At 60.1% G+C, this 26,265-nt stretch carries 18 protein-coding genes and 5 pseudogenes; 11 read left to right on the top strand and 12 right to left on the bottom strand.

Annotation, left to right across the window (positions count from 1 at the left end; genetic code table 11):
- Positions 1 to 67: 67 nt before the first annotated feature.
- The 7 genes and pseudogenes from ACZ5MJ_RS08970 to ACZ5MJ_RS08940 all read right to left on the bottom strand — a co-directional run bounded on the left by ACZ5MJ_RS08970 (position 68) and on the right by ACZ5MJ_RS08940 (position 8,553).
- Positions 68 to 2,086 carry a DUF3732 domain-containing protein gene (locus ACZ5MJ_RS08970; RefSeq protein WP_464223486.1) on the bottom strand — a complete coding sequence of 673 codons (2,019 nt, stop codon included), beginning with the start codon at positions 2,084 to 2,086 and terminating at the stop codon, positions 68 to 70.
- On the bottom strand, positions 2,083 to 2,583 hold the full coding sequence (locus tag ACZ5MJ_RS08965; protein WP_464223485.1) for a three component ABC system middle component: 501 nt from the start codon (positions 2,581 to 2,583) through the stop codon (positions 2,083 to 2,085). Before ACZ5MJ_RS08965 ends, ACZ5MJ_RS08970 begins: the two co-directional genes overlap by 4 nt.
- Positions 2,562 to 3,716, bottom strand: a complete 1,155-nt coding sequence (locus ACZ5MJ_RS08960; protein ID WP_464223484.1) for a hypothetical protein — start codon at positions 3,714 to 3,716, stop codon at positions 2,562 to 2,564. Before ACZ5MJ_RS08960 ends, ACZ5MJ_RS08965 begins: the two co-directional genes overlap by 22 nt.
- Positions 3,717 to 4,055: 339 nt before the next feature.
- Positions 4,056 to 6,050: a tyrosine-type recombinase/integrase gene (locus ACZ5MJ_RS08955; RefSeq protein WP_464223483.1), complete on the bottom strand. Its 1,995-nt coding sequence runs from the start codon at positions 6,048 to 6,050 to the stop codon at positions 4,056 to 4,058.
- Between the two features lie 318 nt (positions 6,051 to 6,368).
- Positions 6,369 to 6,862, bottom strand: a pseudogene (locus ACZ5MJ_RS08950) (nucleoside monophosphate kinase); the annotation flags it as partial.
- A pseudogene (locus ACZ5MJ_RS08945) lies at positions 6,855 to 7,355 on the bottom strand (XdhC family protein); the annotation flags it as partial. The pseudogenes ACZ5MJ_RS08945 and ACZ5MJ_RS08950, both read right to left, overlap by 8 nt.
- A gap of 277 nt (positions 7,356 to 7,632) precedes the next feature.
- Positions 7,633 to 8,553, bottom strand: a complete 921-nt coding sequence (locus ACZ5MJ_RS08940; protein WP_464223482.1) for a helix-turn-helix domain-containing protein — start codon at positions 8,551 to 8,553, stop codon at positions 7,633 to 7,635.
- 248 nt (positions 8,554 to 8,801) lie between these two features.
- Between ACZ5MJ_RS08940 and ACZ5MJ_RS08935 the strand changes: the two genes are divergently transcribed.
- Positions 8,802 to 10,682 carry a tannase/feruloyl esterase family alpha/beta hydrolase gene (locus ACZ5MJ_RS08935; protein WP_464223481.1) on the top strand — a complete coding sequence of 627 codons (1,881 nt, stop codon included), beginning with the start codon at positions 8,802 to 8,804 and terminating at the stop codon, positions 10,680 to 10,682.
- Positions 10,683 to 11,026: 344 nt separating this feature from the next.
- Here the strand turns inward: ACZ5MJ_RS08935 and ACZ5MJ_RS08930 are convergent, their stop codons facing one another.
- A complete protein-coding gene (locus ACZ5MJ_RS08930; RefSeq protein ID WP_464223480.1) occupies positions 11,027 to 11,932 on the bottom strand; it encodes a LysR family transcriptional regulator in 906 nt (301 codons plus the stop codon).
- A gap of 804 nt (positions 11,933 to 12,736) precedes the next feature.
- Here ACZ5MJ_RS08930 and dctA point away from each other — a divergent pair.
- The 10 genes and pseudogenes from dctA to ACZ5MJ_RS08880 all read left to right on the top strand — a co-directional run.
- Complete coding sequence (gene dctA / locus ACZ5MJ_RS08925) at positions 12,737 to 14,053, top strand: C4-dicarboxylate transporter DctA (protein ID WP_464223479.1); 1,317 nt, start codon at positions 12,737 to 12,739, stop codon at positions 14,051 to 14,053.
- Between the two features lie 140 nt (positions 14,054 to 14,193).
- Positions 14,194 to 14,943: a triose-phosphate isomerase gene (gene tpiA, locus ACZ5MJ_RS08920; RefSeq protein ID WP_464223478.1), complete on the top strand. Its 750-nt coding sequence runs from the start codon at positions 14,194 to 14,196 to the stop codon at positions 14,941 to 14,943.
- 67 nt (positions 14,944 to 15,010) lie between these two features.
- Positions 15,011 to 15,706, top strand: coding sequence for a 2,3-diphosphoglycerate-dependent phosphoglycerate mutase (gpmA, locus tag ACZ5MJ_RS08915; protein WP_464223477.1), 696 nt, complete (start codon positions 15,011 to 15,013; stop codon positions 15,704 to 15,706).
- A 463-nt stretch (positions 15,707 to 16,169) separates the two neighbouring features.
- A complete protein-coding gene (locus tag ACZ5MJ_RS08910; RefSeq protein WP_464223475.1) occupies positions 16,170 to 17,135 on the top strand; it encodes a beta-keto acid cleavage family enzyme in 966 nt (321 codons plus the stop codon).
- 41 nt (positions 17,136 to 17,176) lie between these two features.
- Entirely contained in the window at positions 17,177 to 18,196 is a 1,020-nt protein-coding gene (locus ACZ5MJ_RS08905) for a TRAP transporter substrate-binding protein (RefSeq protein ID WP_464223473.1), read from the top strand.
- A 77-nt stretch (positions 18,197 to 18,273) separates the two neighbouring features.
- Positions 18,274 to 18,813, top strand: a complete 540-nt coding sequence (locus ACZ5MJ_RS08900; protein WP_464223472.1) for a TRAP transporter small permease — start codon at positions 18,274 to 18,276, stop codon at positions 18,811 to 18,813.
- Positions 18,814 to 18,832: 19 nt separating this feature from the next.
- On the top strand, positions 18,833 to 20,113 hold the full coding sequence (locus ACZ5MJ_RS08895; RefSeq protein ID WP_464223471.1) for a TRAP transporter large permease: 1,281 nt from the start codon (positions 18,833 to 18,835) through the stop codon (positions 20,111 to 20,113).
- A gap of 434 nt (positions 20,114 to 20,547) precedes the next feature.
- Positions 20,548 to 21,015 (top strand): ABC transporter substrate-binding protein, encoded by a 468-nt coding sequence (locus ACZ5MJ_RS08890; RefSeq protein WP_464223470.1) that lies wholly within the window; start codon positions 20,548 to 20,550, stop codon positions 21,013 to 21,015.
- Positions 21,016 to 21,072: 57 nt separating this feature from the next.
- Positions 21,073 to 21,991: pseudogene (locus ACZ5MJ_RS08885) on the top strand (branched-chain amino acid ABC transporter permease).
- Positions 21,991 to 22,578: pseudogene (locus tag ACZ5MJ_RS08880) on the top strand (branched-chain amino acid ABC transporter permease); the annotation flags it as partial. The pseudogenes ACZ5MJ_RS08885 and ACZ5MJ_RS08880, both read left to right, overlap by 1 nt.
- A gap of 71 nt (positions 22,579 to 22,649) precedes the next feature.
- Here ACZ5MJ_RS08880 and ACZ5MJ_RS08875 read toward each other — a convergent pair.
- The 4 genes and pseudogenes from ACZ5MJ_RS08875 to eno all read right to left on the bottom strand — a co-directional run.
- Positions 22,650 to 22,814 (bottom strand): annotated as a pseudogene (locus tag ACZ5MJ_RS08875) (LysR family transcriptional regulator); the annotation flags it as partial.
- A 165-nt stretch (positions 22,815 to 22,979) separates the two neighbouring features.
- Positions 22,980 to 23,624, bottom strand: coding sequence for a 3-oxo-tetronate 4-phosphate decarboxylase (otnC, locus tag ACZ5MJ_RS08870; protein WP_464223469.1), 645 nt, complete (start codon positions 23,622 to 23,624; stop codon positions 22,980 to 22,982).
- On the bottom strand, positions 23,615 to 24,874 hold the full coding sequence (otnK, locus tag ACZ5MJ_RS08865) for a 3-oxo-tetronate kinase (RefSeq protein ID WP_464223468.1): 1,260 nt from the start codon (positions 24,872 to 24,874) through the stop codon (positions 23,615 to 23,617). The genes otnC and otnK overlap by 10 nt, the downstream gene beginning before the upstream one ends.
- A 63-nt stretch (positions 24,875 to 24,937) precedes the next feature.
- Positions 24,938 to 26,245, bottom strand: a complete 1,308-nt coding sequence (gene eno, locus ACZ5MJ_RS08860) for a phosphopyruvate hydratase (RefSeq protein ID WP_464223467.1) — start codon at positions 26,243 to 26,245, stop codon at positions 24,938 to 24,940.
- Between the last annotated feature and the right edge of the window lie 20 nt (positions 26,246 to 26,265).

Here is a 26,265-nt window from a genome sequence, read left to right as displayed (position 1 = left end):
TGCGCCACAAGCGCGCAATTCTTTCGCCGGTACGACCGCCGACGCTCCAGCATGGTATTGGTCTGGCTTACGATTGAACGTTGATGAATCCTTCGTTTCGCCGGCGCCAACGCGCGCGGACTAACGACTCGAACGTCGATGCGCCAGTGAGTTTCAGGTGATCCGCATGGTCCGTGACAATGATCTGCGGCATGATTTTCGTCGCCTGGTATGTCTCCTGGCAATAGCGCACAAGTGCATCGAACAGGTTCGTTACCGCGCGCACGTCATCGTCTACTGGGCGCTCCGGCGAACGGCTCATATCCTGTTTTGCAATCTGTTGCGGTGAAAACGCTTCTCCACCATCCAGAATGCTCGGAAAATAGACTTGGCTCGGTTGATCGAGGAAAAGGATCGGTGGAATATGGCACGCGTCGCCGAGTTCGCAGAAGTAGCGATGGAGGGCGAGAAAGAGCGTCAGATGGCATGACAGCCAGTTTGCTCCACTGCCCATGGAGCGAAGGAACACCTTGTGATCTGCCGTTTCATGCCAGAGATCGAAGGTACCCAGCGAGAAGCGGAGCCGAATTGGCTGGTAGGACTCCTCGAACTCGAATCGCTTTCCCAACATCGCCAGGATCTCCCGAATCCGGCCTTCTGCCTGTTCGAGCTTTGATTGGACGTCGAACCTGCCCTTGATCTCCCCGCGGAGTATCTGCGCCTGGCTGCGCAAGTCGGTCAGTTCGTTATCCGCGTCGTGGCCCATGGCCTTACCCATGTTCCGCAGTGCCTGCTCCACCCGAACCTTCGCCTCAACGGACAACTCATATTGTCCCTTCTGCCTGCCGAGTTTTGTGAGTTGGTCGTCGGCGCTCTTAAGTTGAGCGCTGTGTTCAGCCACCTCGGATCGAATGATGGCTAACTCCTTCCCGATTCGCGCCCTTTCCTCCTCGAAAGAATCCAGGCGATAACTCGACTGCGCCAGCTCTGCATTTAGCCAGTGAATCGCCTCTGAGAGAGCGTTAGCACTCTCCTCCACGACGTGGTTTGGCGAATGGCAAAAGGGACACTCGTCAGCGTGCAACTCCGCTCGGGTGGGGACGACGGTGTCCCTGTTGCTCTGCGCGTAACGTTGCGCGAATTCGATCGAGGAGACCACATTTGACAATTCAATCTGCTTCTCCCGCAGCCGACGGGTGGCATCGCTGCGCGCCAGTTCGATCTGCTGACGCCGGCGAACGTGGCCATCGGAATCGGCTACCAGCTCGATTCGTCGGGCACCCACGACCTGGAGTACGGCACCGGGATTGCCTATTGCGGCGTCGATGTCGATGCCTAACGACGTTCCCGCAATGGCTTCGAACTCCGATAGCGCAATGTTGAGTTCTTTCCGTGCGGCGTCGATCGCGTCCTGGCGTTTCGGGAGCAGCCGCTCCAGCGCACGAATCTTCTGCTCGATCTCAGTAAGTTGCTGCTGCTTGAGAAAGTACTCCTGATTGACAAAGCCCAGGAAGATTTTGAGATGATCGATGGCCTGCTCTCTCTTCTCCTTTTCCTCGAAGCGATAGAAAATCGCGTGCTTGTTCGCGACGAGATTCTGGTGCTGCAGCATGAACGAGGTAAAGCTACGAATCGAAGGCGTAGGTAGTCTTTGCTGGAAACGGCGTCGGCGACGGGCCTCAAGGTCTTCGTCGAGATCGGTGATGTCGAGACCGAAGAAGCGCTTGACCTCCTTGAGGAAGGCCTCGTGAGGCAGGAAGAAGTCCTTGTCGAAGTAGTCAATGCTCAGGACCTTAACATCTTCTTTTATACGCTCGACGTCCCGTTCCTCCTTGATGAACGCGCGCGAGGAGTTCGCCTGCCGGCCCAGGACCACCGCAATGGCTCCGACTTTCAAGACGGTGAAATAGGTATGAGCATGTTCCGTGATCACGCCCACGGGTACCGTAAATTCAGAACTGCCGAAGCAATAGTCGAAGATCTCGATCAGGGCGCTCTTCCCTGTCGACGAGCGGCCGGTCACGACGTTCACGCCGTCGTGGAACGGGACGGAATGTACGCGGTCTTGCTTATCAATGACGCCAATATGAAGGATACGGGCTCTCATAGCTTCATCACACCAAGCATGCGATAGATAGTGGGGACATCATAGGGAGCAAAGATTTTTCCGAGTTTCTTGGCGGATGCCGCCACGTCTGGCGGCGAGATGTCCTCAACGTCAGCATCCTTTGTGCATTGGACCGTCAGGTTGGGCTCGATGGTCAGAACGTTGGCCCCGGTCAGGTATTGGACCGTGGTATTCGTCATGTCACGCCATGCCTGCACACGGCTTTCCAGCCCGAAGATGCGATCGCGTTCGGACAGGAAGGACCGAAGGGTCGTGCGGCTGCTATTCTTCTTGAGCACTTTTCTCGCCTGCCCTTGCAGCACGATGGGAAGCACTAGATACGCGAGCAGTAGCGAACCTTCTTTGAGCGACAGGGCAGTGTAAAAGGTCGCCATAGGTTGAGCAAAGATGAAGGGGTTGTTATGCAGCGTCTGCAAGTGCTGGATGATGTCGCCCGCCTCTTCCGTGAATTCCTCTACTCCTTCTGCAGTTTCCATTGATGTGGCTTCTTCGAATCGTTCATCTTGATGTGCAGCAACCCGTTGCGGAACCAACTCGGTGAGTTCTCGAAACCGGGGAAATCCGGTGCCTTTTCCGCATGCCTCTCGTCGTAAAACGACTTTGAATCGGAAATTACGTTGAGGCCACAATCCCGGCAGGCGGCGCGGTAGCGATGTTGAAAGTTCGACTCGACCTCTTCAGCGTAGAGTGCAAGTCGGGCAGGCTCGACCTGGTAGACGCTGAAGTCATTAGCCATCGAATGAACCGCCTCTTCGTAAGCCCGGACGGCCTCGGTGACGACCATCCCATACTGAATGGCATGGATCTTCTGTACGAAAAGGTCGGGCCGACTGGTACGCGCGGGAGGCGATGCGGCGACTGTTGGCCTTGCAGGAAATATCCGCGTACCCCTGCAGTGGATAGAGTTCAACTCGGTCAGCTTGGCCTCGAATTGCTCGTACGAGATTTCCCACTGATCCGTTCGCGGGAGGTCTGCTTGACAGACAAAGCCAATCAGAGCTTCAAGATAACGATCCTTGTTTTCTAGGAGGCCGCGTATTCTGTTGCGTTTGATCTTTTCGTAGAGTGCAGGCAACGCTTCCGTGCGCGCTTCGATGTGGAATTTCGCTATGATGGCGCGCAGCCTGGCGCGACGCACGGGCTCCAGCAGCCAGCGCTGGCGAACCAGGGTGTCGCTGGGCGTAGCCTTAGTGTCCTTCGCATACCGCTGCTGATAGGCATCTTCGAACTCGGCATTAATACGGGTGAGCAATTGCAGACGCGCATCCGCATCTGGAGCCTTATTCCAATGCAAGAGTTGGGCGTGAACGCTGATCGGCTGGGTCGTGTAGAGGATTAGCGACGCGTAGTCTTCCTGCGGGAAGCGGTCGTCCATCCAGTTATACAACGTGTTCCAGAAGTTGGGATGCCCATCCGTCAATGCATCAGCGAAGTCGTAGTGCTTGATCTCGATCTGCGTCTGGTTCTCGATCGTCACGTCACCGAGCCGCTCGATCAGAAGCTTCTGCTCAACATCCAACGCATAACACTGATCCACTGCGACACAGAGTTGATAGATGACAGCGCGCGTCGACGCGGTGGCATCTGCGCGGGTCCGACTCTTCACCATTGCGTGTTTTCCTCCGTCGCTTCCCGGTTGCCCCGTACTGGCGCGACGGACGCCACCGAAAAGCGGACGCGACCGCGATTCGAATGAATCTAGCATTATCGCTGTCTTTTCGGCATATTTGAGCGAGGTCCGGACCCGACTTAGGAGGGGTATGAGGTCAACCACTCAGTTTTTTGGGCCCATGCCTGTTGCAGCGACGACAATGGGCCTGTTGATGCTGCGGGTAGACAGCACAGTGCAGTCAGGCGCGAGTTATGGCATCTCGTCAAATGGGTCGAAATGGCCGCGCCCGGTCATGCGTCAATCGCGAAAGCGGAAGCGTAACCTCGGCTACGACGGTCAGTACATCCCTGCCTGATCGAGTTCACGCGCGCGGCGGGCGTCCTCCGCATGGACGTAGACCGAGGTGGTGGCCAGCGACGCGTGGCCGAGCTGGTGCTGGACCACATCGAGCGCCACGCCCCGCGCAATCGCGTGCGAGCCGAAGGTGTGGCGCAGCCAGTGGGCGCTGGCCTGCGCCAGGCGCGCCGCGCCAGCGGGGTCCTCCGTGGCCAGCACGGCGGCCGCCTGGGCAAAGAACCTCTTCCAGATCGCATCGAGCTGCGCCACCGACAGCTTGCCGGCGTGGCCGTCGGTCTTGACGCGGCCGATTAGCGGCGTCTCCGGGTGCAGGCGCTCGAACGCCCGACCCAGGCCGCGCGCGGCCAGGTAGTCGCGCAGCGCCACGACCACCGGCGCGGGCACGTGCACCTCCCGGGCCCGGGTGCCCTTCCCCACGAACGACAACGTCCACACGCCGCGCTGGTCAGCGGCCAGATCCTGTTGCCGCAGATCGCCGACGGTGACCGCGGCCTGCTCCGAGATCCGCAGGCCGGTGGCGTAGGCAAAGCGCAACAGGAACTGCATCCGCACGGTGCGGGCATCGTCGGGCGGGAGGCTCGCGGCGAAGCTGCGCAGGAACTGCCATTGCGCCTCGGTAAAGCTGCGCGCCACCTGGATGCGCCCCCCGCCTGCCGCCTTGGGCTTGGGCAGCAGCGCGAACGGGTTGTAGCGCAGGTACTGGGCGCTAACCAGCCAGGCGCACAGGCTCTTCACGATGGTGAAGGCCTGGCGCACGCTGCCCGGCGATAGCGGCCCCTCGAACGGACGCCAGTCGAACCGATAGCGCGGCGTGCCGCGCGCGCCCACCCACTGCGCCGCGGGCTGCGGATCGGCCAGGAAGGCCAGGTACGCGCTGCAGTCTTCGACGCTCAGGTCGGACAGGGCCTTGCCGCGGGCGAAGACCGCCCACAGCAGCAAGCGTTCGGCCTGCGTGCGGTACGCGCGCCAGGTGTGGCCGCCGACCGGCAGGTGCACGCCCAGCCAGGCGTGGATCGCCATCAGGTCGTTCTGGGCGGCGATGCGCGCCTTGCTGCCAGCGGCCGCGCGGTTGTGACCCTGGCGACCATCGAGCGCCGGCGGTAGCAGCAGCGCCTCCAGCGGGGCCACCATCGCGGCGGGCGGACGCAGGCTCGCGAGCTCCGCGGCGCTGGCGCGGCGCCGCGGCACCAGCGCCGCCGGCGGGAGGGCACCGAGCTCGGTCGCGAACTCGGCCAGCCACGCCTCGATGCGCCGGGCGGTGTGGGCGCCAATGCGGGCGACCCGCCGGTACCAGCGCGCTCCGCCCTGCGCGATGCCGGCGTGCAGCGCACCGAGCGTGGTCCAGCCGGCGCCGACGAGGCGCTGCGCGATCGCCGGTGCGAACCAGCCGCTGACAGCATCGTCGGGGCCGGGGCGCGCCGCCAGCAGCGGCTGCAGGGCCTCGAGCGCGCGCTGCTGGCGCTGGCGCCGGGCCTGGCGGGCGGCCGTGCTCTCGCCCGCCGGCGGGTGAAACAGCGCCTGCCAGGCGGCCTCGCTCCAGCGGCGTGGCGATGGGGTTCCCGCAATTCCTGGGATCGCGGCCGCTCCGCCCTGCCCTGGCCCTTCCTGGTGCGCGGCTTGTTGTGGCGCCTGGTGCGCGGTTCCGCCGGCGCCGGCTGGCCGCGTGGCCAGGCGGCGCACGCCGCGGGCGAGTTCCTGTGAGATCCAGTCGACGGTGGCGCGCGCCACGCGCAGATCGCGTCCCGTGTCGAGATAGCGGTCGGCCAGGCGGGCGAGATCGACCCCTTCGAGCACACCGCGGTAGAAGGCGAAGTGATGGGGCCCGAGCAGGCGCGTGGGCGCGACCGGCGCGCGCCGGCGCCGCCGTACCGGAGCCGGCTCGGCCGGCGGGACGGCGCCATTAGCATCAGGCGCGGCATCAGGGATGGTGGACGTCTCGGGCACGGCAACTTCGCGAAATCGGGAGGGTGCCATGGTACCGCAGCGGCGCCAGTTCCGGACTTAAAGTGGCTATCGAGATAATCGCGGTTATCAAGACAGGTTGATTTCTGATGCGCCCCTAAAAGTGCGCCATCAGCCACGCGAATATCGATGCCGCTGGCTGTGCAAGCGACCGCCACTCGAACGCTCCCGGCCACGTCCTGCGTGTTTCATACATGGTCCCGAACTTCGAATCATCATCTCCGATCCCAACCGTTTCTCGTTCTTTCGCTGGGACGGCGCCCTCCAACTTTGCACGGCGGTTCATCACAGCACGGCCCACAGTTACTTTCCGCCGCCTCAAGATGAAGATTACGCAAGCACGTCAGCCAATCTCTCCGCGATCTCGCCTACACTGCCGATGCCCTCAATGCGGCGGAAGAGTGGAGGCGTCACTTTGGATCCTGCCTCGCCCCTGATGCCCAGGCTGAGTAGAAGTCCACCAATGGTCGCGTCTGCTGCGCATACACATCCAGGCGCTTGCGCACCGTCTCTTCCTTGTCGTCGTCGCGCTGGATCAGCGCTTCGCCGGTGTCGTCGTCGACGTTTTCCACCTTCGGCGGGTTGTAGCGCACGTGGTAGGTACGACCCGAAGCCACGTGTACGCGGCGGCCGCTCATGCGCTCGATGATGGCGTCGAACGGCACGTCGATTTCCAGCACGTCGTCGATGGCCACACCGGCTTCCTTCATGGCCTCGGCCTGCGGGATCCTGCGCGGGAAACCGTCGAACAGGTAGCCCTTTTCGCAGTCGGGCTGCTTAAGGCGATCCTTCACCAGGCCGATAATGATGTCATCCGACACCAGTGGCGATCTCAGGAGGTGTCTTGCTCCCGATGAACACGCCAATTGGGCCGCGGAGCTTCGACACCTGAGCTTCGCTGACGTCAAACTCCTTTAGTCGCTCTCGTCGTCGGGCACTATTAAGCCGAGACCCAATGGCTCCAACATAGAAGGCGGGCGACTTCAGCGCCTCCATCAGTGCGAGATCGTCCAACTTCGGGTCGTGCGTGAGCGCGATGACCGCGCTCCGATGATCAAGCCGCATAGCAATCACCATGTCGTCTGGCATTGCATGGATGACCTCGACGGCATCAACCTGCCATCCGTCCCGGTATTCCTCACGCGGATCGCAAACTCTGACGTCATAGTCCATCGCTACAGCGATCCTGGCAAGAAACTGCGACAACTGGCCTGCGCCGATTATCAAAAGCCTCCAGCGCGGGCCGTGAATCGTCGTTAGCTCGTCATCGGAAAGCGTAAGGCCCATCGAGGCTGGTGCCGATTCAAGCGTGACCGCCGGCGTCTCCGGGTGCAAAAGCTGAGATCCTTCGCTACGTATCTCAGCATTCCGCCCCTTGCCGTCTTGCTGGCACGAGCGGCTCGACGCGCCCAGGCCAGTCATCGCCGCCACAACTCCGTCTATGGACCTTGCCGCATCGGAATGTGCGCCCGCTCCGTAGCATTTCCCCGGCAATGGCTAGAACTCGCCCGGGACGAGGCGTCCGACAGCCCGTGGGAAGTACCGTGGTCGATTATCCCTTTCAGGTTGTTCGGAAGGGCACCCTCGAACAAGTCTAATTACGGCACTGAGTCGGCGAAACACCCTTGCGGCGTCGAAACACGTCTGACATGTGTGTGGCGGATGCGAACCCAGTTCGAGCCGCTATCTCGGCGATAGTGAGATCCGTCCGCAATAGTCGTTGTGCCTCGATGATACGTAAATCCATGACGTAGCGGTGCGGCGTAATGCCAAGGGCTGCCTTAAAAAGGCGCGCGAAATGATATGGGCTTGTATGAACAAGGCTGGCCAGCTTCGCCAAATGAAGTTCATTCGAGTTTCCAAGATTTTCCCGGACATAAGCCTTTAGCGTGTCTAGGTTTCGTCCCGAGAGACGATTCCCAATCTTTCGCGGAGTTCTTGGACTGGCATATGCGTGGGTCAGATAACTTACCAACGCGATGGACAAGCTTTCCGCGTAAAGTCCACCGCAAGGGCATCCGTCAGCAATCTCCTTCTCCATCAACGAAAAGAGATTGTCCAGCGTCTTGTCCTGCACAATCTTGAATCCGGACAGGTTCATGGTCCCGCTCTCGTCTGGGAACAGGTGCGTCAATTTCTCCCGATTGATCTCAACCGCGATTCCATATGTATTTGTTGTCTGGATGCGTCCACGATCAAATTCGAAATTTTCCTGGATAACAAGGTAGTCGCCCGCCTGGGTGACAGCCTCAACTTTCTGGCAGCCCGCAGTCATGCCAGCTTGGGTCCGCCCGACTCTTTGCTGCCAGATCAGTGCGTTCGGATAGAGCAGCGCCCCAATATCTCTGTTCTCGGCACGGCCTTTGTGAAACTCAACCGGAAATCCATGCCACGGCCGTAAAGACTGTCGAGCCATGCGTTCCCCTCCATTTCTCAATTGATCAAGGCGCATCGGTACGCGGTCAGCCAGCAATTGGATGGGGGCTTCCGCTTTCTTAGGGGTCGGCTTTGACATCTTTGGGAAAGGGATTAGGGGTCACACACGAGTCCGGCGCTCGCTCATGGATGCAGAACAGCAAGAGTACAGCGCAAGAACAGCAAGATTCTGGATCACTGCAAGATAGTGCGCAACTATCATTAGATGAGATGCACTATAGTGCATCTCACTAGGGTCCCTTACTGCACTTCTTCGCCTTGAATGCGGGTTGACCTGGTGTCGGGCCAGGCGCACGTAAACGACCCAACAATATATTGGAGACACTGATGGAACTTCCCTATCCGCGTTCAATGCCGACACGGGCAATAGCTACCCTTGCGACAGTCATCGGGTTCTCAGCCCTGGGCGGTTGCGGCGGCAGTGACGAGCCGCCTGCCCCCACTTCGGGGACGTCGGCAACTCTGGGCTGCGACGACTCCCTCAAGACCGGATTCAAACCAGATGCCGACACCACGGTGTTACTCGTGAAAGCGTTCAAAAAGGGCGATCCGCTCTTGCTGAGTGGCGCCGCAACAGGTGCGACACCAGTTGCCGGCAACGACCTGTGTATGGTAAAGCTCAGCGTCGGCCCCGGAAATTCAGGTCCGGCGGATGCCCCTTCAACAACTTCTGGAGTCGGCATGGAGGTTTGGCTTCCCGCGAAAACGAGCTGGAACAAGCGCATCCACGTTCTCGGTAGCGGCGGCTGGGGCGGCGGCGTGGAAACGTCCATCGCGCAGCTTGCAACACTTATCAATGCATCCGGCAGCCCTGCCGAGATCGCAGCGACGGACGGCTCCGTGAGTGCGAGCTCCGACACCGGTCACACCGACATGCAGCACGGCGGATCGTTCGCAATGAACCCCGACGGATCGATCAACTCCGCTGGGTGGCGCGACTTCTCGTTGCGTACCGTCCATGATTTGGCAGTGAAAACGAAAGCGTTGGCGACAGCATATTACGGCTCGGCACCTTCCCACGCGTACTTTGATGGCGGATCAATGGGTGGTCGCCAAGCCATGCAGGCAGCACAGTCATATCCTGAGGACTACGACGGGATTATGGTTGCCTTTCCTGCAATGAACTGGACGCGTTTCATCACGGCCGAAATGTACCCGCAAATCGTGTATCAGCGTGACTTGGTCGACAACGGCATCCCCATCCCGACGACGGCCCAGCTTGATTTCGTATCCAACACAGCAATAAGTGCATGCGACATGGTGGGCGGCCAGCATATGGGATATCTTGTCGACCCTTCCCAGTGCCGCTACGATCCAACAAGGGATGCGACGGTGCTGTGCACTGGTGTCAATGGCAATGATGGGGTACTTGGCACAAGTGGTAGCGCCAACTGTGTCAATCTTGCCCAAGCGTCTGCCCTTAACAAGGTCTGGTATGGCATGACTTCGGATGGCAGCGTTCCCGATCCGGCGATCGATAACGGTTGGGATTCTGCATTAAGCGGCAGCCGACGCTGGTACGGCATGTCGCGTGGGACCTCCCTGTACGACGCGTGGGTCCGTAGTTTTTCTCCCACCACTAATGTCAATGCCTCACCAGAGGGCCCCTTCACTATCGCTTCCGATGTACTCGCACTAAACCTCCAAGATCCAACGATGGCGGAACCAAATTTCGTGAACGCTACCGGAAATGGCGCATCACGCTGGAAGAGGCTTTCCTACGCGGATTTGTCTCACGCTTTTGAGCGCGGGATATCGTTGCAAGCCGCGTTCAGCAGCATTGATGCGAACAATCCAGATTTGTCCGCATTCAAAGCTCGCGGAGGGAAAATGATCCACTACCATGGTCTGGATGATGAAGCGATCCCGCCCCAAGGATCCGTCCACTACTACAACCAGGTCGTGTCGAAAATGGGAGGTCTAGCAGCCACGCAGAGCTTCTATAAGTTCTATCTCGTTCCTGGCATGGGACACGGATTCAATGGTTACCACAACGGCAGCGCCAATCCGGCGGCTGTTCCGGCCCTTCCGAAACGAGAGGAACTCTTCGCTGCCCTTCAAGACTGGGTGGAAAATGGAGTTTCCCCCGACACTCTCATGGCTCGCGGATCATCTCCCGTCAAAAGCATGCCCTTGTGCGCGTATCCGAAGAAGATCACTTTCGTGAACGGCGATCCCCTCCACGCGAGCAGTTACACCTGCTCCTGATTCGGCAAGCCAAGCTTGCAGAATGCCCTCGCCCTCGGCGCGGGCATTCTCGCCTTTAAAAGTTGCGCCCCCCTTGCGGCATAAGCCGGACCGTGGTGCGCCCGTTAGAACCGGTCATGCGTCTGGCGTCAATGCCCTGCCTTGTCCAGAGGTCGCAGTCGCGAGGCGCGTCCTTTATGCCTTGCTGCTTCGATCCGGGTCCTCCTCCTGCATATCCCCGTCTCTTTTCCTGGATTCCGACACCCAACTGTTACGCGGAAGGTGGGGTTGAAGGCCTCTCTGGAGCCTCCGGTGCTTGACTACTGCTGGCTTGAACGCATCGCTTCTGCCACCGGAGAGAGCCGCTATTCGTCGGCGCTGCCGACGGCTTCCAGCAAGGCGCGCACCTTGGCCGGCATCAACCGGCGCGCTGGCGTGAGTGCGTAGATCTTGGACGGGGTTGAGGTGAATGCCGGCCAAATCCGCACCAGCTCGCCGCGTTGGACATGGTCTTCGACACAGCTCGACGCGAGCCGCGCGACGCCTAGGCCGTCGACGGCAGCCCGCACCCGTATTTCCGCGTTAGAGGTCCGGATACAAGGCTGCACTGGCACCCGCGCTAGTTCCTTTGCACCCTGGCATAGCTCCCAGTACTGGTCGCCAGGCTCTGCGATCACGGGCAAGGCCTCCAGGTCTTGCGGCGCCATGGGAAGCCCGTGTTTCCGGATCAGCGCCGAGGAGGCGTAGAAGGCGCGCTCCATCGTCACCATCCGCTTGCTCACCAGCGAGCTGCCCGGCAGTTGCGTGGTGGTCCTGACAAAGGCCACGTCGTACCCTTGCTCGACGAGGTCGGGAACCACGCGCGACTCGTCGATCTCGACGCGCAGGTCGGGATACAGTTTGAGAAGCTTTGTGAGCGCCGGAGATAGATGCAGCCAGCCAATCTCGTAAGGTGCGCTCAGCCGTAGCGTTCCCCTGACTAACGGCGTTGCCGACTTCGCATCGGCTTCGACATCCCGCAGCGCCGCCAGCAGCGGTGCCGAGCGCGCATATATCGCTTTACCGGCTTCGGTGACGCGCATGCGGCGGGTGGTCCGCTCCAGCAACCGAATCCCGAGCTGGCGCTCAAGCCGGGTCACGGACGCGCTGACCGAGGATTTCGGCACGCTTGCGCGAGCGCCGGCGGTGGTGAAACTGCCTGCTTCCACCACCCGGCAGAAATTCTCCCAGTCGCGCCAGTCCGTGGCGTCGTGCGTATCGTCAGGTGCCATGATCAATCGCGCGTGCTCATTTCGTACTCACTACCCGCTCATCGCTGGCATTCAATCCCTCCAGCTAGTGCAACACGCGCGTGACCGTTACCAGGTCCGCCGGGGAAATATCGCCCAGCGATTGCGCGCAGCGTCGATGCGGCTTTCTCCGGGCGGTCGGCAACTTGCTTGCCCTTGCAGGTCAGATTCACCACCTTGATGCGCCGGTATGGGCGCGTGCCACGCCCCGGAGTTCTGGCGGGCACGCGGCGTCGCATGGCGCGCGCGGCGTGTCGGCGTGACCGGCGCATGCGCCAGGCAACGGTTGGTTGTGGTTGGTAACAGTGGCCTCGTCCCCGTCTGGGGACCAAAGTGGCGGGACGCGCTGGCCAGGCCGAGGGAACCGGCCTGGGTGATGTCCGCCGGCCACCCCAAGGGCCAGCGCGCCGCATCCGCCGCCCACCCACGCGGCGAGCCGTGCCCGCGTCCGTGTCCGAGGGGGGAGACCCCGCCTTGCACCGTCCCGCCCCCCGTGGCGCGGGCACCCGGCGACCCTTGGGCGGGACGCGCCGCCGGGCGCCCGCGTGCGAAGCGGCCATGGCAACCGCACGGCCCGGCGAAGCACCACCTTGTCCGAGCTATCGAGGGGCACGGCCCTGCTCTGGGCGCGTGACTGGTCTCGACTGATCGTGGCAAAGCAGGAGTGATCCAGGGTTTACCCTTCCTAGTGCGCGTTTCGCTTGCACTGGTATGATAGGCCTACCATCAGACAGGTAGACCACGGCCGGAGGCTGGATCGGCTTCGAACCAAGGGAGCGAGACACAATGCCTGATTCCGTTCAAGAGACGGGCGCCACCATCACTGCAAGCCGCCCCAGCGTCTTGCACTTCGTGATTCGAAATCTCTATGTCCAGGTCGTGATTGCGATGCTGATCGGCATCGCATTGGGACACTTCTATCCTCAGGTCGCCGCGCAAATGAAGCCATTCGGTGACGGCTTCATCAAACTGATCAAGATGACCATCGGCATGGTCATCTTCTTTACGGTCGTCTCCGGCATCGCTGGCATGCAGACCTTCGGCAAGGTCGGACGAGTCGGTGGCGTAGCGCTGCTCTACTTCGAGATTGCCTCGACGGTTGCGCTGCTCATTGGGCTGGTCGTCGCCAACATCATCCAGCCTGGCGCGAGTTTCGACGTCGATCCGGCGAAGCTGGATGCCAGCCAGATCAAGCAATACGTCACTGCGGCACAGGGTCATGGACTCGCAGATTTCTTCCTCGAAATCATCCCGAAGACTCTGATTGGCGCCTTCACCAGCGACGGCATCCTTCCGGTCGTGTTTGTATCGATCCTGATGGGGTTGGTCCTTGGAAAGATGGGGGACAGAGGCCGGCCCATCCGTGAACTCGTCGATGCATGCGCCGAATGGATCTTCGGCCTCATCAACATGATCATGCGGTTTGCGCCAATCGGCGCATTTGGCGCCATGGCATTCACCGTCGGGAAGTTCGGAATTGCCTCGCTGCAATCGCTGCTCGTCCTGATCGCGAGTTTCTATCTCACCGCGGCCATCTTTGTTTTCCTTGTCCTCGGCGCGATCGGCTACTGGTATGGGTTCAGCATCCTGGCGGTACTGCGGCATTTCAGGAGCGAGCTTGTGCTGGTGCTCGCGACGTCGTCGTCGGATGCCGCATTGCCCGCGCTCATGCGAAAGCTAGAGGGCGTTGGTTGCAAGCCTGGAACCGTTGGCCTCGTTATGCCAGCCGGCTATATTTTCAACTCCGACGGCACCAACATCTACATCACCATGGCGGTCCTGTTCATCGCACAGGCGATGCATGTCGAACTGACCATCTGGCATCAGTTGATGATCCTTGGGGTGGCAACGTTGACCACCAAAGGCTCCGCCGGCGTACCAGGCGCTGGCTTTGTTTCTCTGGTAGCAACGCTCGCGCTGGTTCCAGAAATCCCCCTGGTCGGGGTGACGATGCTGCTTGGCATTGACCGGATCATCAGCGAAGGTCGTGCGCTGGTGAACGTCATCGGCAACGTCGTCGCGACGCTTGTCATTGCCCGTCGCGAAGGAGAGGTGGCGGCTACCGATCTGAAGCTGGCCATGCGCAGCGTTGCCGTCGAGTGAGCGTGATTTCAGTTTGAAATCACCATCCAGCGGACGCTGGCGCCAATCCAGTGCTCGGTAGATTGATCATGCCCCTGCTCACCGTTGAACGCAGCTCAACCAACGACGGCAGAGGCCAGCAAAGGTAGTAGGTAGATTCCATGAAGAAGCGTCTGGTCGTTGGTAACTGGAAATTGAACGGCAGTCTTGAGCTTGTCAACACGATGCTGCCGGAGGTGGCCTCGCATCGTGTCCAATGCGCCGCTGCCATCTGTGTTCCCTCGGTGTATTTGGCGCGCGCCGCCAAAGTCCTCGCCGATAGCGCCTTGCTTGTCGGTGCCCAAGATGTATCCACGGCCAAGCAGGGAGCTTATACAGGCGAAGTGTCCGCATCGATGTTGAAGGAATTGGATTGCAGGTTCGCCGTTGTTGGTCACTCAGAACGCCGCACACGCCATGGCGAAACTGACGAGGTGGTTGCCGAAAAAGCACTGCGGTGTTTGGAGGCCGGAATTCGCCCCATCATCTGCGTGGGCGAATCGCAGCAAGAACGCGATACCGGCCGTACGGCACAGGTAATTGGCCAACAACTCGACGTCGTGCTGGATCGACTTGCAGCCGAAGCCGCCCTATCGCTCGATGGGATTGTCGTTGCCTACGAACCCGTCTGGGCTATCGGCAGCGGACGAGCCGCCTCCGTCGAGCAAGCACAGGACGCCCACGCACACCTGAGGCAACGCCTTGGCTCCAAAGCCGAGTCGCTCCGCGATTCGGTACCCATCCTCTATGGCGGAAGCGTGACGAAGGCAAATGCGGCCGACCTGTTCGGCGCCCCTGACATCGATGGTGGGCTCGTCGGTGGCGCGTCGCTGGGTGTCTCTGAGTTCCTTGCGATCTTGCATGCGGCTTGACCGTCAAGCGTCTTTCTAGTGCGCGGTCCGTCTGCGCCGCGCCCTTTCCCTTTCTGGAGTTCCTGTTATGCCAGCACTAGTCCTCGTTCGCCATGGCGAATCCTCCTGGAATCTGGAGAACCGATTCACAGGATGGGCCGATGTCGATCTCACCGCCACTGGGATCGAGGAAGCCAGACAAGCCGGTCGTCTGTTGAAGAAAAGCGGTTTCGAATTCGATGTTGCCTACACCTCGGTACTCAAAAGAGCGGTCCGAACGCTTTGGCACATTCAGGATGAAATGGATCGCATGTGGGTACCCGTCAAGAACAACTGGCGCCTGAACGAGCGACACTATGGCGCCCTGCAAGGCCTGAACAAGGCGGAGATGGCGATACGATTTGGAGACGCACAGGTATTGCAATGGCGGCGCAGCTACGACGTGCGCCCCCCCGCGCTGGAGTCCGATGATCCCCGGCACGCCCAGGCGGACCCTCAGTATGCCGCACTGGACAAGGCGCTCGTTCCCTCCACGGAATGCCTGAAAGACACCATGGAACGGGTGCTACCGTACTGGCAATCAGACATCGCGCCTGACTTGCGGAGTGGAAAAGACATTCTCATTGTGGCCCACGGCAACAGTATCCGTGCCTTGGTCAAGCACCTTGATGGCATCTCGGACGAAGACATCGTTGCGCTGAATATCCCGAACGGGGTTCCGCTCGTTTATCGTCTCGACAGCATGCTGAAACCTGTTGAGCGCAGCTTCCTCACGGCGGATTAACCTGCCGATCGGAAAGCCTGGCCTGCCCCAGGCTTCTCATCGCCCCTCTTCGGACGCGTCGTGCTTGGGTTTGGACCTCGGACCGGGCCCGTCTCGCACCCCGTTAGCCGTGATCTGCCATCGTCTGTCAGATCACAGGCTTGGTCGCCGCATTTCCATGTGTCGGCGGCACATTCTCCCCTTCCCCACGCCGCGATTCGGCAACGCCCACGGCGGCGCCAACTTACTCGCCCATCCCTCCCACGTCGGGTTTACGCCAGATCTCTAGTTCTTGGCTTTCTGGGGTACTCATCATACCATTACATCACCATACCAAAAGAGGCCCGTCATGCATGCGACGCGGTACAGGAGACTGCCTTGCACCCCATGGCCCTCGCTTCACTTGTACGGACGAGAACCCCTCAGCACGCCGATCGATGACGCAGCGGATTGACGAAACCCCGCCCTGTTGATGTGTCGCGACATGACCGCGTCGAGCTGGCACGCATCCGTGCCGGTCCGAGGCAATTTCAACGACGACGTTTTCCCAAAGGAAGCAATGAAATCAAACACTGTCTGCATCGAGGTTGCGTTGAATGGACCGTGGACGCGCCGACTCCAACCCAGGATCCCTCTATCACCCGACGAGATCGTCGAGGAAGCTGTCGCGTGTGCGAATGCCGGGGCATCAGTCGTCCACTTTCATGCATACGACGTGGCCACAGGCGAGCAATCCACTGATCTCGGGCTTGTGACGGACATCATTAGTCGGATCCGGGCAAAGACCGACGTCGTTGTGTATCCCGCGATCCGGTACATGAGCAACGCCGAGTCGATCGCCGAGGATGCGGGTCCGAAGCGCTATGCGCATCTGGATGCGATGGCCGATCAAGGCATCGCGGAATGGCTCATCGTAGATCCTGGCTCCACTAACCTGGTCAGCTATCGAGACGTTGAGACGCGTGCGAAGGGCCTGGTCGACATCAACACCCCTGCTGCGATTCGCCATGGCCTGGAGCTTGCCGCGCGGCATCGACTGCACCCCGGCTTTGCGATCTATGAGCCCGGTTATCTGCGCTTGGCCGCCGCATTTTGTCGCGCGATGCCCGAGGTGCCGATGCCGATGTACCGCTTCATGTTTTCCGACCAGCTCACGTTCGGCTTCCGGCCAAGAGAGTATGCGTTAGCCGCCTATCTCGAGTTACTGCAAGAGGAAGCCTCGGGCTCGCCCTGGATGATTGCAGGCCTTGGCGTCGATATTCGGCATTTGATTCCGTACGTTGCGCGAAGCGGTGGTCACGTGCGTGTGGGGCTCGAGGACTGTCCATTGTTCGCAACCCAGACGAACACCATGCTGGTGGAGGAAGCGCGCCAATTAATTGAAGCGCAAGGCGCAAACATCGCCTCGCCCCAATTCGTCCGTGCGGCGCTGTTCAATCCCCCGGCCTGAGCTTTTCTTGGCGCCCCACACATATAAAACAGGAGACGACCATGAACACCCGCTGCGCTTTGCTCACGACGTGCCTTTTTCCTCTTGTATTCCTTTCGCCTCAGGCGATGTCGGCAGACTTCACGGATCGAAACGTGAAGCTTAGCTATGTCGTGCCCAAGGATCATCCCTATGGGGCAGGAGTCGCCAAGTTGGCCGAAATCGTTGCCGCGAAGACTGGCGGGAAGATGAAGGTGCGCGGCTATCCCGACGGCCAACTGGGGGCAGAGGTCCAGTCGATCTCCGCAGCAAAAGGTGGCGTCCTCGAGATGGCAATCGTCTCGACGGCCGCCGCCGCGACAACCGTCAAGGACTTTGGACTCTTTGATCTGCCCTACCTCTTCAACGATTACAAGGAGGCCGACGCCGTCTTGGACGGCCCCGTAGGAACACGCACGCTCGAGAAACTGCGAGACACCGGTCTTGTTGGGCTGTGCTACTGGGAGAATGGCTTTCGGAACGTTACGAACAGCCGGCATCCCATTCGCAAGCTCGAAGACTTCAAAGGGCTCAAGATCCGTACCATCCAGAACCCTGTGTTCATCGATGTCTTCAATACGCTCGGCGCCAACGCGACGCCGCTGGCGTTCACCGAGGTATATACCGCGCTGGAATCTCGTGCCATCGACGGGCAGGAAACACCGTACAACAGCATCTATACCAGCAGGTTCTTCGAGGTACAGAAGTACGTCAGCGAGACACGACACATCTATGGCGCAGCAGTGGTACTCGTTGGCAAGAAGTTCTGGGATGGTCTGAATGCTGACGAGCGTAAGGTGCTTCAGGAAGCGTGTCACGAGGCGCGCGACTACGAGCGTCGCTTCAATCGCGAACAAGATCCGAAGTTGCTGACCAGCCTCAAGGCCAAGGGCATGCAATACAACGATCTGACCGACGCAGAACGCGCGCGGGTCCGGACGGCCTTGAAGCCCGTCTATGACAAGCATGCCAAGCTGCTTGGCGAAGACACGTTCAGCCAGATCACCGCCGAACTCAACAAGGCTCGCGTGACGGCGCGCTGAGCGCAGGCCGTACAGGTTCCTGCGCGCAATCGATATGTGGCGAACGCTCGCCTTCCGTTCAAGCTACGAGGTACACAATGCTGAGAAATCTCATTGATGGCTACTGCAAAGCCGTCCAGGTGCTGATGGTCATTGCTCTCGCGATCATGGTCGTACTGGTATTCGGCAACGTCGTCTTGCGGTACATCTTCAATTCCGGAATCACTGTCTCCGATGAACTCTCCCGGTGGCTGTTCGTCTGGGTGACGTTCTTGGGGGCCGTGGCTGCCATGCGAGACGGGGCCCATCTTGGTACGGACATGCTTGTGTCGCGGCTCGGGACGACCGGACGAAAAATCTGCCTGGCGCTGGGACACTGCCTGATGCTCTATTGCTGCTGGCTGCTGCTTCAGGGGTCGCTCGAACAGGTAAAGGTCAACATCGGCGCGACAAGTCCGACGTTGGGCGTGTCGATGGGGATCTTCTATGCAAGCGGTGTCGTCTGTGCCATTTCGATCGGCATCATTCTTCTCGACAACCTCTGGCGGCTGCTCATGGGCAATCTTTCCGAAACAGAACTGATCGGTATTCGAGAGTCCGAAGAGGAGCCGATCGATCTGCCTGCCCCCCTTAAGTAATCTGCGCGAGGAACCAATCATGACCATCGCAGTGTTCTTGTCCTCGCTCCTGGGAACCATGATGCTGGGCGTGCCCATTGCCTTCGCGCTGCTGCTATGCGGCGTCGCCCTGATGTGGCATCTCGGGACGTTCGATTCTCAGATCCTCGCGCAGAACATCATCGAAGGCGCCAATAGCTTTCCGCTGCTCGCCGTACCGTTCTTCATGTTGGCTGGAGAGATCATGAATACCGGCGGCCTGTCCAAACGGATTGTGAACTTTGCCATGGCGCTGGTTGGCCATATCCGGGGCGGACTGGGCTACGTCACCATCGTTGCAGCGTGTGTTTTGTCTGCACTGTCCGGCTCCGCTGTGGCCGATGCGGCGGCATTGACGGCCCTGCTCTTGCCCATGATGGTCAAGGCGGGGCACGACAAGGCCCGCAGCGGTGGATTAATCGCCGCGTGTGGCGTCATCGGTCCGATCATTCCGCCTTCCATCGGGTTCGTCATCTTCGGCGTTGCAGCGAACGTCTCCATTTCCAAGCTGTTTCTTGCCGGCATTTTTCCGGGGATCTGGTTGGCCGTGGGCCTTTGGGCAACGTGGTGGTGGCTCATCCGAAACGAAAAGCTAGAACCGCCGCCGAAGCGCAATCCCAGGGAGATCTTGACCGCCCTCAGGGAGGCGGCGTGGGCGCTTACCCTTCCCATTGTTATCCTGGTGGGCCTGCGCTTCGGCGTTTTTACCCCCACCGAAGCCGCGGTGGTCGCCGCCGTGATCGCTCTGGTGGTCGCGAGCTTGATTTATCGCGAACTCAAGTGGCATCAACTCTACGCGGTATTCCTGGCGTCAGCGAAAACAACGGCGGTCGTGATGTTCCTCGTTGCGGCCGCCATGGTCTCATCCTGGCTGATTACGGTGGCGCAACTGCCTGACCAGGTCGTTGACCTCCTGACGCCGTTCCTGGACAGCCCCATCTTGCTGATGATTGCCATCATGATTCTCGCGATGATCGTGGGGACCGCGATGGACATGACGCCCACGATCCTGATTCTGACGCCAGTCTTGATGCCTCTGATCAAGCAGGCCGGCATCGATCCCGTCTATTTTGGGGTGCTCTTTATCATCAACAATTCAATCGGGCTTGTCACGCCACCGGTCGGGACGGTTCTCAATGCGGTAGCGGGCGTGGGGCGGATGAAGATGGACCAGGTTACCCGCGGCGTCATGCCATTCATGCTGGTGCAGTTCGCAGTGATGTTCCTCATGGTGCTGTTTCCGCAGCTCGTAACTCTACCGGCCAAACTTTTCGGTGGCTGACATGGTCTCTCCTGCGCCCTCACGCAACTAGTGTTGTCTGTCGGCTCTGCCGATCCTCCTTTTTGAGCGCTTGCGAGCGCTCATTTTTTTCCTGTTAGCGGGATCCGACCCGTTGTAATCGATCCCATGCCAGATTCACCGATTTCAGCGCCTAACGTGAGATTCTCTTGCTGACTACTTTTCGCTGGCGTGACCGTTGTCTTCCTTTCTTTTTCGGCCTCGCGAGTGCATGGCGAATGAGGTCCGTAAAATTGATTTCCTTGCTGCGCGCTAGAAGAGCTTTCCGATCCTTGATCTCTTCGTCATAGATAGCCTGAAACTCCGACAACAGCCCAACTTGCCCTCAGACATCACCTCGCAACTGAACAAGATCAAGGACGCAGGCGCCGACACGGTCATGCATCGCCGATGGCTCCGCACAGGTAATGCGCAGCATGGAGAAGATCAACTACGCGCCAATCACGCTGGGTACCTGGGGCAGCCTGAGCTCCCTGTTTCCGCGCATGACCGGCACCACGCTTTCCGAGCAGATGATTCTTGCGGCGTCCACGACCGAGGACAGCAGCCCGCGCGCAAGAGCCCTGGCCGATCGAGTCCGGAAGGACTTTCCGACACTCACCACCTTCCCTTGCGCCGCACAAACCTATGACTCCGTGATGTTGATTGCGGCGGCCATGAGGGCCGCAGGTTCGACGGATGGTCCGAAGGTGGCGGCAGCCTTGGAGCAAGTCAGCGGCGTCCAGGGCATCGTCAAGACTTACGACAAGCCGTTCAGCAAGACGAATCATGAAGGTCTCAGCGTGAGGGATTTCTACCTCGCCCGATGGAAGGATGGCAAGACAGTCGTGCGCTATGAGGACAACGTCAGCAAATCGATTACCACCGCCGACCTGAAGCGCTAAGCAACGCCCTCCCGTGGGCGGCGATCCGATGCCGTCCACGGCTACACGGAGCAAGACATGATTGCAATTCTCCAGGCGATTTTCAGCGGCCTAACCTTGGGCGGCGTCTATGCACTGGTCGCGATGAGGTTCAACATCTCCCATAACACAACAAAGTCGTTCAACTTCGGGCAAGGTGAATTCCTGGTAGCCGGCGCGCCTTTGTCGGCGTATCCACCCTGTTGCTTCTGAATGGGAAGAGCGCCATCGCCACGCTCTCACCTGCTGATGTCACCCCATCACTGTATCTCGCAGCGATGCTGGCCACGTTGGTCGTCGTGGGCCTGTTGGGCACTGCTCTCTATTACTCGGCGGTCCGTCCGTTTCTGGGTGCGACCGGCCTTGCCTGGGTGATGAGCACGCTGGGGTTCGGCATCATTGTCCAAAACTCAGCGCTGGCGGTCTGGGGGCCCTCCGCGACCGTTCTGCCTTCACCACTCGGCAGCGACGTCATCAGATTTGGCGTGCGGGCATCCTTCCTCATGAACTCTTCGTGTTGGCATTCAGTATCGCGACCTTGCTTGCGCTGGATCTTGTCATGCGACGCACAAGGATCGGCAAGGCGTTGCGGGCAGTGGCGCAAAGCCGGAGCGCTGCAACACTGATGGGTATCAATGTGACGGCAGTGGTGGTCATCGCATTTGTCGTCAGCTCGGGACTGGCCGGTTTGGCTGGCCTGCTCGTCGCGCCCATCACGACTGCGTCCGTCTTCATGGGTCTGACGCATGCGCTCGAGGCATTCTCTGCTGCCATCCTCGGCGGGTTGGACAACCCGCGCGGCTGCATGCTCGGCGATTTCATGATCGGATTGATCGAGGCCATGGTCGGCCTCAGGCAAGCGGAACTACGGGAAATCAGCGTGTTCCTGCTCATCATTCTCGTGCTGGTCCTGCGCCCTCAGGGGCTGCTTGGACAACGCCTGGTGGAGAAAGTCTGATGGCGCCCGACAATCGCACACATCTGGCAGGAATTGCCGCCACAACCATCGCAATCGCCGCGGTTCCTCTTCTTGCGGACAACGCGTTTTATCTCAAGATCCTCTTCCTCATCGGTGTCAACTATATTGCCGCGGCAGGCTTGAACGTCCTTGTCGGCCGAACCGGCCAGAAGTCACTTGGCCATCCCGGACTGTTTGCGGTTGGCGCGTACGCTGTCGCGCTGTTGACTACCCGGGCGGGCTGGAACCCTTGGTTGGCTCTGGGTGTCAGCACAGCCCTGGCCGGTGTGTTCGGCATCGTTATTGCGCTGCCCTCCTTGCGCCTAAAGGGACCTGCGCTCGCCATGGTCACCATCGGATTCGGCATTGTTGTCGAGAAGATCGTGTCCGAGTGGCAGGACGAATTCGCAGGTCAGCAGGGCATCTACGGTGTGCCGTCCTTGTCGATCTGCGGCACCGGCTTCGGTCCGCGTGAATGGGTGTGGTTCACCGGTGCGCTGGCGGTCTGCCTGCACTTGATGCTCCGCTCGCTACTCCACGGAAAGTTTGGCCGTACGTTCAGCGCGGTCAGCACGGCAGAGATTGCTGCAGAAAGCGTTCGCGTCAGCGTGTATCGATACAAGGTGCTGGCTTTCGTAGCTTCAGTCGAGTGCGGACCGCGAGTCAGTAGCGTAACGCCTAAATTTTCCTCAAGCAGCTTGATATGCCGGCTGACTGCGCCGTGCGTCACGCAAAGTTCGTCAGCCGCTGCGGACATACTCCGAAGTCTCGAGGTCGCCTCGAAGGCGCGCAACGCATTCAAAGATAACCGGCGCGTCAGCATAGCGTGAAGTCGTCGTTCGCCTCGTCCACCGAGGCCCTTTTCGATTAAGGGCTCTCAGTGTGTGAGACGGCGAATGGCCGCGTCAATCCATAGTTGCCCCATCACGCTAGCCTCGTAACACCTATTCGCGCTTCCAGTGCCACAATGCCCCACAAACGCAGTCCCCTAACCAGGTGCCCCGAACTTACTGCGCAACGCCGCAACCTGCTCGGCAGAGAGCTCACGTGTCTTTCTGCCTCGAAGCATCATGAAGATCTTCGCCGTTTCCTCCAACTCCTCTGCGGCATCCGTCGCGGCCGCCAGGCTGCTGCCCGCCACCACTGGACCATGGTGCGCCAAGAGCATGGCGTGATGCTTTCCGGCCCAATATCGGATTGCCTCCGCCAGCTTGGGGTCTCCCGGCGCAAAATAGGGAACCAGCGGCAAGGATCCGACACGCATCACGTAGTAAGCGGTCAACGGAGGGAGAAGATCGTCAGGATTCAGGTCTGGATCCAACGACAAGGCAACAGAGTGCGTCGAATGCAGATGCACGACGGCCCTTGCCCCCTTTCGCTCCTGATACATCGCCAGATGCAACAAGCTTTCCTTCGTGGGAGCATCGCCAGCGATATGTCGTCCGTCACGATCAAGCTTTGACAGCCGCGCAGGATCCAGGTTGCCGAGCGAAGCGCCGGTTGGCGTTAGCAGCCAGCCATCCTCCATCGCGACACTGATGTTCCCGGTGCTGCCATGCGTCAATCCTCGGTCAAAGATTGATCTGGCGGCCAGAGCGATTTCCTCACGGACCTTCGATTCGCTTAGGGGCATTGCCTCATCGCCTCCTCAAAGAAGCTGACGGTGCCGAAGTTTCCCGATTTGAGCGCCAGTGCGATAGGCTCCCCATCGAGAGAGTGCGTCCAGGGAACGCCTGGAGCGACGGACTCTCCGATACGCAATCCCTTCACGTTGAGTGCCTTGACAACGGCTCCCGACGTTTCGCCACCGGCAACGATGAACTTGTTGAATCCTTGTTCATGAAGTCTTGCCGCAATCGCGGAAAGCGCCCCTTCCACCAACAGGCCGGCCGCTTCCACGCCAAGCTGTTGCTGGACCTTACCGACCTCGTCGGGCCTGGCGCTTGCATAGACGAGGACTGGCTCGTCGTGCTGCATGACCCAGTCCACTGCCGAAGAGACCACATCCTCTCCCCGATGAATGGCCAACGGGTCGATCTTGAGCCCCGCATGCTCTTTCAGCCAATGTTCGACCTGGGCATTCGTCGCCACGGAGCAACTTCCGGACAGCAGAACCATGCGACCAGAACTAGGCTGAAGCTTGGCGGCATCTGGCGAGGCGCTCAGTGCTCCCGCGCGCCTGAAGTTGTCCGCCAGTCCAATCGCGAGCCCAGAGCCGCCGGTCAGCAGCGGCAGATCGGATACGGCCTCATCAATTCGGCACAGGTCTTCATTCTCGATTGCGTCCACGATTGCGATCTGCTGGCCCTCCTCCTTGCACCGCTCAAACTCTGCGCGGATCGCTTCGCTACCCCTTGCCACGACGCTGCGGCCCACCAGTCCGACTTGTTGCTTCGTTTGGGGCGTAAGGACCCGGACAAGATTCGAGTCTTTCATCGGCGTCAGCGGATGATTTCTCATGCCCGACTCGCTAAGCAGGACCTCCCCAACGAAGAGATAGCCGTTGTACACCGTGCGGCCGTTCTCTGGAAAAGCCGGACATGCGATGGTGAAGTCCGTGCCGAGTTCCTCCATCATCGCGTCAATCACCGGGCCGATGTTTCCTGCTGGCGTCGAATCAAACGTCGAACAATACTTGAAGTAGAACTGTCTACAGCCAACCCGTTTCAACCAGCGCAGAGCTTCGATAGATTCCGTTACCGCATCACGGACCGGCAGCGTGCGGGTCTTCAAAGCGACAACAATCGCATCGGCATCCAAGACCGTACTCTCCGGAACTCCGATGGTTTGTACGGTCCTCATGCCGCCCTTCACCAGCATGCTGGCGAGGTCAGTGCCTCCAGTAAAATCGTCTGCAACGCAGCCCAACAGTGGCTTCGACATGTTGCGCTCCTTCTGTTTCAATAGTTGTAGGTTCTTGACGCGACCACGGTCCGTGGCATTGCCCTACTTGCCGGGGACGTTCTGGCGCAGACAGAAGAAGAAGAATCGGCCCGCATATGACGCGGTATCCCCGAGAGCCTCTTCGATGCGCAGCAGTTGGTTATACTTGGCGATGCGGTCCGATCGCGACAGTGAGCCGGTCTTGATCTGGCCAGCGTTGGTGCCCACGGCGATGTCGGCGATCGTGCTGTCTTCGGTCTCGCCCGAGCGGTGCGAGATCACGGCGGTGTAGCCAGCGCGCTTGGCCATCTCGATGGCGGCGAACGTCTCGGTCAGCGTACCGATCTGGTTGATCTTGATCAGGATCGAGTTGCCGATGCCGCGCTCGATGCCTTCCTTCAGGATCTTGGTGTTGGTCACGAACAGGTCGTCGCCCACCAGTTGGACGCGCGTGCCGAGCTTCTCGGTCAGCGTCTTCCAGCCGTCCCAGTCGCCTTCGGCCATGCCGTCCTCGATCGACACGATCGGGAACTTGTCGCACAGGTTGGCCAGGTAGTCGGCGAATTGCGTCGACGACAGCTTCAGGCCCTCGCCCTCCAGCGCGTACACGTCTTCGGCTTCGTGGTAGAACTCGCTGGCCGCGCAGTCCAGCGCCAGCAGCACGTCTTTCCCCGCCTGGTAGCCGGCCTTCTCGACGGCCTGCACGATCGTATTCAGGCACTCCTCGTTCGACGAGAAGTTCGGCGCAAAGCCACCCTCGTCGCCCACTGCCGTCGACATGCCCTTGTCGGCCAGGATCTTCTTGAGCGCGTGGAACACCTCGGCGCCGCAACGCAGCGCTTCACGGAAGCTGGTCTGCGACACGGGCATGATCATGAATTCCTGGATGTCCAGGCTGTTGTTGGCGTGCGCGCCGCCGTTGACGATGTTCATCATCGGCACCGGCATCTGCATCGCGCCCGAACCGCCGAAATAGCGGTACAGCGGCAGGCCGGCTTCCTCGGCGGCGGCCTTGGCCACGGCCATCGACACGGCCAGCATGGCGTTGGCGCCCAGGCGGCTCTTGCTCTCGGTGCCGTCGAGCTCGATCAGGGTGCGGTCCAGGAACGCCTGCTCGGACGCGTCCAGGCCCATGATGGCTTCGGCAATCTCGGTGTTGATGTGCTCGACGGCCTTCAGCACGCCCTTGCCGAGGTAGCGGCTCTTGTCGCCGTCGCGCAGCTCGATGGCTTCGCGCGAGCCGGTCGATGCGCCCGACGGCACGGCGGCACGGCCCAGCACGCCTGACTCCAGCAGCACGTCGCATTCGACGGTGGGATTGCCGCGCGAGTCCAGAACCTCGCGCCCAATGATGTCTACGATTGCAGTCATAATATCTCGTCAAAAGGAAG

This window comes from Cupriavidus sp. LA-1 (genome assembly GCF_055385985.1).
Note: the sequence above shows the minus strand (reverse complement) of the source record. Positions and strands in the feature narration are given on the sequence as shown.

Excerpts from the sequence above, each read along its gene's own strand:
- otnC (WP_464223469.1), bottom strand. The coding sequence starts at position 23,624 with ATGCCCCTAAGCGAATCGAAGGTCCGTGAGGAAATCGCTCTGGCCGCC.
- ACZ5MJ_RS08890 (WP_464223470.1), top strand. The coding sequence starts at position 20,548 with ATGGAGAAGATCAACTACGCGCCAATCACGCTGGGTACCTGGGGCAGC.
- dctA (WP_464223479.1), top strand. The coding sequence starts at position 12,737 with ATGCCTGATTCCGTTCAAGAGACGGGCGCCACCATCACTGCAAGCCGC.
- ACZ5MJ_RS08905 (WP_464223473.1), top strand. The coding sequence starts at position 17,177 with ATGAACACCCGCTGCGCTTTGCTCACGACGTGCCTTTTTCCTCTTGTA.
- tpiA (WP_464223478.1), top strand. The coding sequence starts at position 14,194 with ATGAAGAAGCGTCTGGTCGTTGGTAACTGGAAATTGAACGGCAGTCTT.
- otnK (WP_464223468.1), bottom strand. The coding sequence starts at position 24,874 with ATGTCGAAGCCACTGTTGGGCTGCGTTGCAGACGATTTTACTGGAGGC.
- ACZ5MJ_RS08940 (WP_464223482.1), bottom strand. The coding sequence starts at position 8,553 with ATGTCAAAGCCGACCCCTAAGAAAGCGGAAGCCCCCATCCAATTGCTG.
- ACZ5MJ_RS08900 (WP_464223472.1), top strand. The coding sequence starts at position 18,274 with ATGCTGAGAAATCTCATTGATGGCTACTGCAAAGCCGTCCAGGTGCTG.
- ACZ5MJ_RS08955 (WP_464223483.1), bottom strand. The coding sequence starts at position 6,050 with ATGGCACCCTCCCGATTTCGCGAAGTTGCCGTGCCCGAGACGTCCACC.
- ACZ5MJ_RS08930 (WP_464223480.1), bottom strand. The coding sequence starts at position 11,932 with ATGGCACCTGACGATACGCACGACGCCACGGACTGGCGCGACTGGGAG.
- ACZ5MJ_RS08965 (WP_464223485.1), bottom strand. The coding sequence starts at position 2,583 with ATGGAAACTGCAGAAGGAGTAGAGGAATTCACGGAAGAGGCGGGCGAC.
- ACZ5MJ_RS08935 (WP_464223481.1), top strand. The coding sequence starts at position 8,802 with ATGGAACTTCCCTATCCGCGTTCAATGCCGACACGGGCAATAGCTACC.
- ACZ5MJ_RS08895 (WP_464223471.1), top strand. The coding sequence starts at position 18,833 with ATGACCATCGCAGTGTTCTTGTCCTCGCTCCTGGGAACCATGATGCTG.
- eno (WP_464223467.1), bottom strand. The coding sequence starts at position 26,245 with ATGACTGCAATCGTAGACATCATTGGGCGCGAGGTTCTGGACTCGCGC.
- ACZ5MJ_RS08970 (WP_464223486.1), bottom strand. The coding sequence starts at position 2,086 with ATGAGAGCCCGTATCCTTCATATTGGCGTCATTGATAAGCAAGACCGC.
- gpmA (WP_464223477.1), top strand. The coding sequence starts at position 15,011 with ATGCCAGCACTAGTCCTCGTTCGCCATGGCGAATCCTCCTGGAATCTG.
- ACZ5MJ_RS08960 (WP_464223484.1), bottom strand. The coding sequence starts at position 3,716 with ATGGTGAAGAGTCGGACCCGCGCAGATGCCACCGCGTCGACGCGCGCT.
- ACZ5MJ_RS08910 (WP_464223475.1), top strand. The coding sequence starts at position 16,170 with ATGACCGCGTCGAGCTGGCACGCATCCGTGCCGGTCCGAGGCAATTTC.